This window comes from Streptomyces sp. NPDC041068, assembly GCF_040647455.1.
In the GTDB taxonomy this organism is placed as follows: domain Bacteria; phylum Actinomycetota; class Actinomycetes; order Streptomycetales; family Streptomycetaceae; genus Streptomyces.
Genome location: NZ_JBEZCG010000009.1, coordinates 42,652 through 54,585 on the forward strand (window position 1 = coordinate 42,652; position 11,934 = coordinate 54,585).

Annotated in this window: 9 protein-coding genes; 4 read left to right on the forward strand and 5 right to left on the reverse strand. The window is 70.4% G+C overall.

Annotation, left to right across the window (positions count from 1 at the left end; genetic code table 11):
- Positions 1-22 precede the first annotated feature (22 nt).
- Both AB0B50_RS21585 and AB0B50_RS21590 read left to right on the forward strand, forming a co-directional pair.
- Positions 23-694 (forward strand): VWA domain-containing protein, encoded by a 672-nt coding sequence (locus AB0B50_RS21585; protein WP_362334080.1) that lies wholly within the window; start codon positions 23-25, stop codon positions 692-694.
- A gap of 176 nt (positions 695-870) precedes the next feature.
- Complete coding sequence (locus AB0B50_RS21590) at positions 871-2,055, forward strand: hypothetical protein (RefSeq protein ID WP_362334083.1); 1,185 nt, start codon at positions 871-873, stop codon at positions 2,053-2,055.
- A 28-nt stretch (positions 2,056-2,083) separates the two neighbouring features.
- Here the strand turns inward: AB0B50_RS21590 and AB0B50_RS21595 are convergent, their stop codons facing one another.
- The 5 genes from AB0B50_RS21595 to AB0B50_RS21615 form a co-directional block, all read right to left on the reverse strand.
- Entirely contained in the window at positions 2,084-3,235 is a 1,152-nt protein-coding gene (locus AB0B50_RS21595; protein WP_362334085.1) for an XdhC/CoxI family protein, read from the reverse strand.
- A gap of 44 nt (positions 3,236-3,279) precedes the next feature.
- The gene (locus AB0B50_RS21600) at positions 3,280-4,737 is read right to left on the reverse strand and encodes an NCS2 family permease (RefSeq protein WP_362334088.1); all 1,458 of its coding nucleotides are present in this window, start codon (positions 4,735-4,737) and stop codon (positions 3,280-3,282) included.
- Between the two features lie 227 nt (positions 4,738-4,964).
- Complete coding sequence (locus tag AB0B50_RS21605) at positions 4,965-7,349, reverse strand: molybdopterin cofactor-binding domain-containing protein (protein ID WP_362334091.1); 2,385 nt, start codon at positions 7,347-7,349, stop codon at positions 4,965-4,967.
- Between the two features lie 2 nt (positions 7,350-7,351).
- A complete protein-coding gene (locus AB0B50_RS21610; RefSeq protein WP_362334094.1) occupies positions 7,352-7,960 on the reverse strand; it encodes a (2Fe-2S)-binding protein in 609 nt (202 codons plus the stop codon).
- Positions 7,960-8,850, reverse strand: coding sequence for an FAD binding domain-containing protein (locus AB0B50_RS21615; protein ID WP_362334097.1), 891 nt, complete (start codon positions 8,848-8,850; stop codon positions 7,960-7,962). The genes AB0B50_RS21610 and AB0B50_RS21615 overlap by 1 nt, the downstream gene beginning before the upstream one ends.
- A gap of 353 nt (positions 8,851-9,203) precedes the next feature.
- Between AB0B50_RS21615 and AB0B50_RS21620 the strand changes: the two genes are divergently transcribed.
- Both AB0B50_RS21620 and AB0B50_RS21625 read left to right on the forward strand, forming a co-directional pair.
- Positions 9,204-10,919: a PucR family transcriptional regulator ligand-binding domain-containing protein gene (locus tag AB0B50_RS21620; RefSeq protein WP_362334100.1), complete on the forward strand. Its 1,716-nt coding sequence runs from the start codon at positions 9,204-9,206 to the stop codon at positions 10,917-10,919.
- Between the two features lie 185 nt (positions 10,920-11,104).
- On the forward strand, positions 11,105-11,866 hold the full coding sequence (locus AB0B50_RS21625; protein WP_362334103.1) for a hypothetical protein: 762 nt from the start codon (positions 11,105-11,107) through the stop codon (positions 11,864-11,866).
- Positions 11,867-11,934: the final 68 nt, after the last annotated feature.

Genomic DNA, 11,934 nt, shown 5'->3' on the forward strand with positions numbered 1-11,934 from the left:
CTGCTCCACAACGGGAGGAAACGTGCAGTTCAAGCGCAAGGGCTTACCCGCCTACCTGGTGCTGGACACCTCGAGTTCGATGAAGGCGTTCGAGCCGCTCCTCAACAGCACGCTGCTCAGCATCTACGACACCCTCTTCACGAGCCCGCAGACCTCGGAGTTCGTTCACCTGTCCGTCATCTCGTTCAACACCCAACCCCATGTGGTGACTTCGATGACGGACATCGAGCAGCTCGAGAGCCTGCCCACCGTCACCTGCGAAGGGCGGACGAACTTCGGGCCGATGTTCCGGCTCGTACGCGATCGCATCGCTGAGGACATCCAGCAACTGTCCCAGAACGGAATACAGGTGCTGCGGCCCGTCCTCTTCGTCCTCACGGACGGGATCCCCACCGACAGGCCGACGGGCAGTTGGCTGCGGGACCTGGACGCCCTTCGCGATTCCGCGTTCAAAGCCCACCCGAACATCATCACCTACGGCTTCGGCAACACCAGCGAGGCGGTCCTCAAGCGCATCTCCACTCTTGCCGCCTACCTCGCCGAGGAGGAGGACCAGGACACCGCCAAGGCGCTCGCCAACGCGCTGGCCAGCCTGCTGAATTCACTGGTGGCGTCCGCGCGGGTCCGGCGGCTTCAGGTACCCGAAGAAGTGAAGGGATACAAGTCGGTCGAACTGGACTCCGTGGTCGACTAGGGAGTGTCCCAGGGGCCGTGGCGTGAACCCCTTCCCTCGACCGAGCCAACCGAAAATCCCCTTCTGCGAATTGCCGGAAAAGGACAGGATGGCGGCGTTTCGACCTCCCCGCGTGCCGGTGTCGGGGCGACGGCCGGGACGTGTGTCCGCAGCCCATCGTGCAGTCGGGAGTCCGTATGAGCGAGGGTACGTACAGCGCGGTCAAGACCGAGGGAATCCGGGCCGAGACCCACTGGTGGGGGTTCCGGATTCTCCTCGACCACGAGGGCGTGGAGAACCTCGACGAGATCATCGACGACGCCGAGGCGGTCTCCCAGATGCTGTCCGCTGCTCTGAGCGAGTCGGGCGTGGGCGAGGTGCTCGAGGTGGTCGAGTGGGCCATCAAACTGAGGTGGGCCCTGACGAAGGCGGTCGCCGGCAGTGGCGGGGTCAAACTGACCTCGCCCTGGATCGCACCCGGGATGCTCATCCCGACCCCGATGGAGGACGACGCCGGTGACGAGCACCTGTACTGGGCCGTCCACGACGGACAGAAGTGGTCGCCCGACCACAAGTTCACCCGCGTGTTGAGCTCTGACGGAGGGGCCCTGGCCGCCTTCCGCGGCACTCTCATCGCCGTGCACCGCGGCATGGACTCCGACCAGCGTCTGCTGTGGACCCAGTACGACGGCAAGGGGGCCTGGACCGAGGACACGGAGATCCCCGGCGTCACCAGTCTGGTCCGGCCCGCGCTGGCCGTGTTCCGCGACAAGCTGTACTGCGTCCACCGCGGTAACGGCGACGACCAGAGGCTTCTCTGGCTCACCTTCGACGGCACCCGCTGGAGCGAGGACCGGGAGATCCCGGGAGTCACCACGGCCGTCTCACCGGCCCTGGCGGCCTTCGGGGACAAGCTGTACTGCATGCATCGTGGCCATGACGGTGACGAGCGGCTGTTCTGGGTCACCTTCGACGGAACCCAGTGGGCCGAGGACCAGCTGATCCCGGGAGTCACCACCGGAACGGGTCCCGGACTGGCCGTGTTCCGCGACAAGTTGCACTGCGTCCACCGCGGCCACGGCGACGACCAGCGCCTGTTCTGGCTCACCTTCGACGACGACAAATGGTCCCAGGACGAGGTGATCCCCGGCCTCACCACGGCCGCGGACCCGGCCCTGGCCGTCTTCAACGACCAGCTGTACTGCGCCTACCGCGGCCAGAACGGCGACGAGCGACTGATGTGGACCACCTTCGACGGAACCAAGTGGGACCAGGACCAACAGCTTCCCGGCATCACCAGCAGGTACTCCCCCACGCTGGTGCTCTACCAGGACCAGTACGCCAAGGCGGAACACCTGGCCTGCCTGCACCGAGGCGCGTAACCGCCCCCGGTGCGCCGGGGGACACACCCTAGGCCACGGACCCGATCCGCCCCGCAGCCCCCCGCGCTCCCTCGTGGTGGATGGGCGTGTGCGCCCCCGCGAGCGAAACCCCGCTCCCGCCACGGCGATTGGCGACGATCTCGGAAGCGATGGACAGCGCCGTCTCCTCGGGCGTACGCGCGCCGAGGTCAAGCCCGATGGGCGACCGGAGCCGCGCCAACTCCAGTTCCGTCACGCCGACTTCCCGCAGGCGTTCGTTGCGGTCCACGTGGGTGCGGCGCGAGCCCATCGCGCCGACGTAGGCGACGGGGAGGCGCAGCGCGAGCCGCAGCAGGGGGACGTCGAACTTGGCGTCGTGCGTCAGGACGCACAGCACGGTGCGGGCGTCGACCTCCGTGAGCTCCAGGTACTTGTGCGGCCACTCGACGACGATCTCGTCGGCGTCGGGGAAGCGGGTGGGCGTCGCGAACACGGGCCGCGCGTCGCACACGGTGACGTGGTAGCCGAGGAACTTGCCGATCCGCACCAGCGCGGAGGCGAAGTCGATCGCGCCGAACACGATCATGCGGGGCGGCGGGACGCTGGACTCGACGAGGACCACCAGCGGCCGGCCGCACCGCGAGCCGTCCTCACCGATCTCCACGGTCGCGGTGCGCCCGGCGTCGAGCAGGGCGCGGGCCTCCCCCGCCACGGTGCGGTCCAGTTCCGGATGTCCGCCGAGACCGCCCTCGTACTCCCCCGAAGGGCGGACGAGCAGGGCGCGGCCGAGCAGTTCCGCGGGCCCCGACGTGACGCGCGCGACCGCCGCCGCCTCCCCCACGGAGGCGGCGGCCAGGGCGGCGCCGAGCACCGGCCGGGCCGCGGCGTCCGCGCGGACCGGGGTGACGAGGATGTCGATGACGCCACCGCAGGTCAGGCCCACGGCGAAGGCGTCGTCGTCGCTGTAGCCGAAGCGTTCGAGGACGGTCTCGCCGTTCTCCAGCGCCTGTTGGCACAGTTCGTAGACGGCGCCCTCCACACATCCCCCGGAGACCGAACCGATCGCCGTGCCCTCGCTGTCGACGGCGAGCGCGGCGCCCGGCTGCCGGGGCGCGCTCCCGCCGACCGCCACCACGGTGGCGACGGCGAAGTCACGTCCTTGCTCGACCCACCGGTTCAGCTCGTCGGCGATGTCCAGCATCTCGGCCTCCTCAGGCTCTGCGGGTGTGCGGAGGGCTCAGCGCCTCAGTGGACGCCCAGCCATCCTTCGATGGGGTTGAGGGCGAAGTAGACGATGAAGATCACCGTCAGGCCCCACATGAAGGCGCCGATCTCGCGGGCCTTGCCCTGGGCGATCTTGATGGCGACCCAGGAGATGACGCCCGCCGCGACACCGGTGGTGATGGTGTACGTGAAGGGCATGAGCACCACGGTCAGGAAGACCGGGATGGCGGTGGCGCGGTCGGCCCAGTCGACGTGCCGGGCGTTCATCATCATCATCGCTCCGATGACGACGAGCGCGGCGGAGGCGACCTCCTGCGGCACGATCGCGGTGAGCGGCGTGAAGAAGAGGCAGGCCGCGAAGAACAGGCCGGTGACGACCGAGGCGAGGCCCGTGCGGGCCCCCTCGCCGACGCCGGTGGCGGACTCGACGAAGACCGTCTGTCCTGAGCCGCCCGCCACACCGCCGATGGCGCCGCCGGCGCCGTCGATGAACAGCGCCTTGGACAGGCCGGGCATACGGCCCTTGTCGTCGGCGAGGTTGGCCTCGGTGCCGACGCCGATGATGGTGGCCATGGCGTCGAAGAAACCGGCGAGCACGAGCGTGAAGACGATCATGCCGACGGTCATCGCGCCGACCTCGCCCCAGCCGCCGAACTCGACGTCGCCGAAGAGCGAGAAGTCCGGGGTCGAGACCGCGCTGCCGTGCAGGGCGGGCGTGCCGTTGGCCCACTGCTTGGGGTCGACGACGTCCAGGGCGTTGAGGACGACGGCGACGACGGTGCCGGTGATGATGCCGATCAGGATCGCGCCGGGGATGTTGCGCGCCTGCAGCATGAAGATGAGGAGCAGGGTGCCCGCGAAGATGAGGACGGGCCAGCCCTGGAGTTCACCGGCGGGGCCGAGGGTGAGCGGGGTCGCCTTGCCCTGGTGGACGAAGCCGCCCTTGACCAGGCCGATGATGGCGATGAAGAGCCCGATGCCCATGGTGATGCCGTGCTTGAGGGCGAGCGGGATGGCGTTCATGATCATCTCGCGGAGCCCGGTGACCACGAGCAGCATGATCACCACGCCGTACATCACGCACATGCCCATGGCCTGCGGCCAGGTCATCTCGGGCGCGACCTGCGAGGAGATCACACCGGACACGGAGAGTCCGGCGGCGAGAGCGAGCGGCACCTTGCCGACGAATCCCATGAGGAGCGTGGTGAAGGCCGCCGCGAACGCCGTCGCGGTGATCACGGCCTTCGTGGCCATGGCGTCCCCCGCCGCGTCCTTGCCGGACAGGATCAGGGGGTTGAGCAGGAGGATGTACGCCATCGCCATGAAGGTGGTGACGCCGCCGCGCACCTCACGCGCGACCGTGGATCCTCGCCGGGATATGTGAAAGTACCGATCGAGCCAAGACCTGCCGGCGGGGACGCGCGAGCCGTGGCCCGCGTCCTCTGCGGTGGTCTTCGGCTCCACTGACGACTGGGTCATGGTGCCTACTCCCAAGGTTCACAGGGGCACCCGCAGAGCTGCGGGATTTGGGATGGTGCGTTGGCTGCACGACCCGGGGGACGGCCCGAGACGAACGACTTCTCCCGCAAAGAGAAGGGGAGTTGAGCTCCGAGCGGTGTGGGCGGGAAGTGTGACGTTCCTGGGAGGCGCACACCGCTCGGAGAACCTTGCTGATCCCTGAGCGGGGGATCAGATCCCCGAAGGGATCACGTACCGGTGAGGTGCTCGGGGCGCACCGGCGTCTTGTTGAGCTCCAGACCCGTGGCCGCGCGGATCGCCGCGAGGACCGCGGGGGTCGAGGAGAGGGTGGGGGCCTCGCCGATGCCGCGTACGCCGTAGGGCGCGTGCGGGTCGGCGAGCTCCAGGTAGTCGACCGGGATGGTCGGGGTGTCGAGGATGGTCGGGAGCAGGTAGTCCGTGAAGGAGGGGTTCTTCACCTTCGCGGTCTTCGGGTCGACGATGATCTCCTCCATCACCGCGACGCCCAGGCCCTGCGTGGTGCCGCCCTGGATCTGGCCGATGACGGAGAGCGGGTTGACCGCCTTGCCGACGTCCTGGGCGCAGGCCAGCTCGATGACCTTGACGAGGCCGAGCTCGGTGTCGACCTCGACGACCGCGCGGTGCGCGGCGAAGGCGTACTGGACGTGGCCGTTGCCCTGTCCGGTCCGCAGGTCGAAGGCCTCGGTGGGGCGGTGCCTGAACTCCTCCTCCACCTCCACGGCCTCGTCCTCCAGGACGTCCACGATGGTGGCGAGGGCCTCGCCGCCGTCGGTGACGACCTTGCCGCCCTCCAGGAGGAGTTCGGCGCTCGCCCAGGCCGGGTGGTACGAGCCGAACTTGCGCCGCCCGATCTCCAGGACCTTCTCGCGGACGATCTCGCAGGAGTTCTTGATGGCGCCGCCGGTCATGTACGTCTGACGGCCCGCGGAGGTCGAGCCGGCCGAGCCCACCTGGGTGTCGGCGGGGGCGATGGTGACCTGCTGGACGCCGAGTTCGGTGCGGGCGATCTGCGCGTGGATGGTGACGCCGCCCTGGCCGACCTCGGCCGCCGCGGTGTGGACCGTGGCCACGGCCTCGCCGTTGATGACCTCGATGCGGATCTTCGCGGTCGAGTAGTCGTCGAAGCCCTCGGAGAAGCCGACGTTCTTGATGCCGACCGCGTAGCCGACACCGCGGACGACGCCCTCGCCGTGCGTGGTGTTGGACAGACCGCCGGGCAGCGCGCGGACGTCGGCGCCCTCGCTGGACTCCCACTGGCGCTCCGGCGGCATGGGGCGGGCCTTGACCCGGCGAAGGAGTTCGGCGACGGGAGCGGGCGAGTCGACCGGCTGGCCGGTCGGCATGATCGTGCCCTGCTCCATCGCGTTCTTCTGCCTCAGCTCCACCGGGTCCATGCCCAACTTCGCCGCCAGCTTGTCCATCTGGGCCTCGTACGCGAAGCACGCCTGGACCGCGCCGAAGCCGCGCATGGCGCCGCAGGGCGGGTTGTTGGTGTAGAGGCCGATCGCCTCGATCTCCACGTCGTCGATGACGTACGGGCCGACCGAGAGGGACGAGGCGTTGCCGACGACCGAGGGGGTCGACGACATGTAGGCGCCGCCGTCCAGGACGATCTTGCACTTCATGTGCGTGATCTTGCCGTCCTTGGTGGCGCCGTGCTCGTAAGTGAGCTTCGCCGGGTGCCGGTGGACGTGGCCGAAGAAGGACTCGTACCGGTTGTAGACCATCTTCACCGGCTTGCCCGTGCGCAGCGCGAGCACGGAGGCGAGGATCTGCATCGAGATGTCCTCGCGGCCGCCGAACGCGCCGCCGACGCCGGCCATCGTCATACGGACCTTCTCCTCGGGCAGGCCGAGGCAGGGGGCGATCTGCTTGAGGTCCGAGTGCAGCCACTGGGTGGCCACGTACAGGTCGACGCCGCCGTCCTCGGCGGGCACCGCGAGGCCGGACTCCGGGCCGAGGAAGGCCTGGTCCTGCATGCCGAAGGTGTACTCGCCCCTGACGATCACGTCGGCCTTCTCGGCGGCCTCGGCGGCGTTGCCGCGGATGATCGGCTGGCGGTGGACGATGTTCGGGTGCGGGACGTGTCCGGCGTGGTGGTCGCCGCGGTTCTCGTGGACCAGGATCGCGTCGGGAGCGGTCGCGGACGCCTCGTCCGTGATGACCGGGAGCTCCTTGTACTCGATCTTGATCTTCGCGGCGGCGCGGCGCGCGGTCTCCGGGTGGTCCGCGGCCACGAGGGCGATCGGCTCGCCGTGGTGGCGGACCTTGCCGTAGGCGAGGACGGGGGTGTCCTGGTACTCCATGCCGTAGTTCTTCGCGGCCGGCAGGTCGTCGGCCGTCAGGACGGCGTAGACGCCCGACACGGCCAGGGCCTCGGAGGTGTCGATGGACACGATCTCGGCGTGGGCGACCGTGGAGCGCAGGGCCTGGCCCCAGAGCATCTCCTCGTGCCACATGTCCGAGGAGTAGGCGAATTCGCCGGTGACCTTCAGGGTGCCGTCGGGGCGCAGCATCGACTCACCGACGCCGCCCTTCGTCTGCGAGCCCTGGGTGACGTTGGCGGGGATACCTGTAGTAGTGCCAGCCATGATCAGACCGCCTCTCCCTGACGGGCCGCAGCCAGGCGGACCGCGTCGAGGATCTTCTCGTAGCCGGTGCAGCGGCAGAGGTTGCCGGACAGCGCCTCGCGGATGTCCGCGTCGGACGGCTGGTCGTTGCGCTCCAGGAGCTCGTCGGCCGCGACGAGCAGACCGGGGGTGCAGAAGCCGCACTGGACGGCACCGGCGTCGATGAACGCCTGCTGGATGGGCGAGAGGGCTGCGCCCGGGGAGATCGCGCCCTCGCCGGTCTGCGAGTCCTGGCCCTTGGCGCTCCACTGCTGGGCGTCCTGGAGCGAGGTGCCGCAGGCTCCGGCGGCGCAGCCGCCGCCGGGGTGGGCGCTCTCGCGGTGCTTGGCGTAGTCGGCGAGGCCCTCGACGGTGGTGACCTCACGGCCCTCCACCTGTCCGGCCGCGACCAGACACGAACACACCGGGACGCCGTCGAGACGGACGGTGCAGGAACCGCACTCGCCCTGCTCACAGGCGTTCTTGGAACCCGGCAGACCCATGCGCTCGCGCAGCACGTACAGAAGGGACTCGCCCTCCCAGACGTCGTCGGCTTCCTGTTGACGGCCGTTGACCGTGAAGTTCACGCGCATTATGCGACTCCCTCAGTGCTGCGGCCCTTGCCGCGGTACGACTCCCAGGTCCAGCCGAGCGTGCGGCGGGCCATGATCCCGACGGCGTGACGGCGGTAGTTCGCCGTGCCGCGCACGTCGTCGATCGGGTTGGCGGCTCCGGAGGCGAGCTCCGCGAACTGCTTGGCGATCGAGGGGGTGATGATCTTCTTGCTGTCCCAGAAGCCGCCCTCTTCGAGCGCCGCGTTCAGGAATTCCTCGGCCGCCTTCGCCCGGATGGGCGTAGGGGCGGCGGAGCCGATGCCGGTCCGCACGGTGCGGGTCTCGGGGTGCAGCGCGATGCCGAACGCGCACACGGCGATGACCATGGCGTTGCGGGTGCCGACCTTCGAGTACTGCTGCGGTCCGTCCGCCTTCTTGATGTGCACGGACTTGATGAGCTCGTCCGCGGCGAGCGCGTTGCGCTTCACGCCGGTGTAGAACTCGTCGATCGGGATCAGACGGGAACCCCGCACGGACTCCACCTCGACCTCGCAGTCGGCGGCCAGCAGGGCCGGGTGGGCGTCACCGGCCGGGGACGCAGTGCCGAGGTTGCCGCCGACGCCGCCGCGGTTGCGGATCTGCGGGGACGCGACCGTGTGCGAGGCGAGCGCCAGGCCGGGGAGCTCCGTACGCAGCTCCTCCATGATCTGGGTGTACGGGACGGAGGCACCGAGCCGGACCGTCTCCTCGCCCACCTCCCACTCGCGCAGCTCGACGATGCGGTTGAGGTCAAGCAGGTACTCGGGACGACGGTGGTCGAAGTTGATCTCGACCATGACGTCGGTGCCACCCGCAATCGGCACAGCCGTGGGGTGCTCGGCCTTGGCGGCGAGCGCCTCCTCCCAGCTGGCGGGGCGAAGGAAGTCCATGAGGCTCTCTTCTTCGTGTCGAGGGTCGTTCGCTTCGAGGGACGGAGGGATTCCGTTGGAGGGGATTCCGTTCAGGCCACTCGGGCCTTTGGTCCCTCGACTGCTCGTTCATGTGCTGTTAACGCGGAGTGGGCCCAGTACACCGCCCGGTCCTCCGATGGGGTCAGTCACCGAAACCATGAAGGAGTTGGCTGGCCAAGGGGCGCGTCTTGTAGATTCGTATGAAGAACGGGCCTCAGTAACCTCGCGGAATCCCCCGGGAAACCGGAGGCGCCCTACGGCGCAGGCTCCCGGCTCTACGGGGACCACCTGCTTGTACACCACATTCGAGACAGATCGGCGGCGACGACACCATGCGGCTGCGCGCACTCCTTGACACCGACGCGCTGGGCCTGCGGCTGCTCGGCGGCGAGGACGAACTCGACCGCACCGTGCGTGGCGTGATGACCACGGACCTGCGGGACCCCAGCCGCTATCTGACCGGCGGCGAGCTGGTCCTGACGGGGCTCGCCTGGCGCAGGGACGCCTCGGACACCGAGCCCTTCGTGCGCATCCTCGCGAGCGCCGGGGTGGCGGCCCTTGCCGCCGGTGAGGCCGAGCTCGGCGACGTCCCGGACGACATCGTCGAGGCCTGCGCCCGGCACCGCCTGCCGCTCTTCGCGGTCAACGAACGCGTCGCCTTCGCGACGATCACCGAGCACGTCGTACGACAGGTCTCCGGCGAGCGCGCGGGGGACCTGGCGGCCGTGGTCGACCGGCACCGCCGCCTGATGACGTCGGGCCCTGCGGGCGGCGGCCCCGACGTCGTCCTCGACCTGCTCGGCAGCGACCTGGACCTGCGGGCCTGGGTGCTCTCGCCCGCGGGGCGCGTCATCGCCGGGTCGAGCGCGGCGGGCACGACGCTGCCGGGCGCCCTGTGCGCGCGCCTCGCCGGGGAGCACCTGGCGGCGACCAGGACGGGGCGGCGGGGGCCGCACCGGGTCGCGGTGGACGGCGTCACGTACTCGTTGTTCCCCGTTCGGACCAGCGGCAGAGGAACGGCCGGCGCCTCGCGCGACGTGCGCGAGACGGTGCTCTCGGACTGGGTGCTCGCCGTGGAGGCCGACGCGGGCGACTGGCCCGAGGAGCGGCTCGACCTGCTGCAGGGCGTGACACAGCTGATCGCGGTGGAGCGCGACCGGCGCGACGCGGCCCGCACGGTCCGGCGCCGCCTGGCCCAGGAGGTCCTGGAACTGGTCCAGACGGGCGCGGCCCCCGCGGAGATCGCCGCGCGGCTGCGCGTGGCGGCGCCGGTCCTGCTGCCGGGCCTCGGCACCGCCCCGCACTGGCAGGTCGTGGTGGCCCGTGTGGAGTGGGACGGCGGCGACATCGACGGCGGCCCGGTGGCCCAGTCGCTCCTGGAGGAGATCCTCGTCGACCCTTCCTCAAGTTCTCGAACCGACTCGAACCGGGGAGGCCCCATTTCGGCCGGGCCCGAGCCCTCCGACCGGATCGCGGTCGCGCACACCGGCGACGAGGCCATCGCGCTCGTGCCGCTGCCCGCGGTCGCGGGCGAGCACGACGGCTCGGAGACGGGCCTGCTCGCGGACTCCCTGCTCGCCTCCGTCCGCGACCCGCTGTCGGCGGGCCTCGCCGACGACGGCCGCCTCACACTGGGCGTCAGCGCGTCCGTGCACTCGGCGGAGGGGCTGCGCGGCGCCCTGGAGGAGGCGCGGCACGCCCGCAGGGTCGCCGCGGCACGCCCCGGCCGGGTCTGCGCGGCGGGGCATCAGGAACTGGCCTCGCACGTCCTCCTGCTGCCCTTCGTGCCGGACGACGTGCGCCGGGCGTTCACGGCGCGACTCCTGGACCCGCTGCGCGAGTACGACCAGCGTCACCGCGCCGAGCTGATCCCGACCCTGGAGGCGTTCCTGGACTGCGACGGCTCGTGGACGCGCTGCGCCACGCGGCTGCACCTCCACGTCAACACGCTGCGCTACCGAGTGGGCCGTATCGAGCAGTTGACGAGCCGTGACCTCTCGCGCCTGGAGGACAAGCTCGATTTCTTCCTCGCCCTGCGCATGAGCTGAGCAAATCCCGCACGAGCCGACCGGAGGCGACATGGCGCCGGCCGGCTCAAACCCCTTTCCTTGCCCGCCCTTTGTGAATTCTTTCACCCAGCCTCTTGGCCGGACGCCGGGATCCATGCTGAGATTCGCCCACGACTCAACAGCTCAATGGGGTGCTCGGGGAGGGCAACGTGGCGCATACCGCCATGTCTGGTACCGGAACGACTGCAGAGCACGATCCACTCCAGACCGCGGTATGGCGGCTGCGCTCGCGCGGCTGCTGGACCGACGCTGCGGCACTGCTGGCCTCGCGGACCGGGGTGGCACCCGCACTCCAGCGAACGGCGCTCCTCGTCGAGCGGTGCCTGTTCACCGGGGACGGCTGGGGCGAGGCGGAGGACGGCCTGCGCACCGCGGAGGCGCTCGCCGAGGACGACGACGACCGCGGCGCCGCGGCCTGCGAACGGGGCCAACTGGCCTACGCCTCAACGGTCTTGGGCGTACGCGACCGGGCCGACGAGGCGCGCACCGCGCTCGGCAGGGCGGCCGCGCTGCTCGCCCCGAACGCCCCGGGGCGGCCGCTGCTCGACTTCCGCAGAGGGCTGATCGCGGAGCACATCGCGGACTCGCCGCAGGCCGCGAAGGCCGCGTACCGCAGGGCGCACGCGGGCGCCACGGCGCACTCCGACTCGCTGCTGCTCTCCTTCACCTGGCGCCATCTCGCCGGACTCGCCCTGCGCGACGGGGAGTTGGCTGAGGCGCGACACGGCTTCACCGAGTCCCTGCGCATCCGTGAGGAGCTCGGCTATCTGGTCGGCACGGCGCCCGCGCTCGCCGCGCTCGCGGACGCGGAGCCGGAGCCGGAGGCCACCCGCCTGCGGGCCGAGGCGACCCGCCTCTTCCGCCTCCTGGGCGGGGTGCCGGCCTGGCTGGCGCAGCATCTGACGCCGCCCGCGCCCGCCCTGTGAACACGCCGCCATGAGCACGCCGCTATGAGCAGTCGACCCCCCCGCCCGAAGCCCCGGGGGGGGCCAGG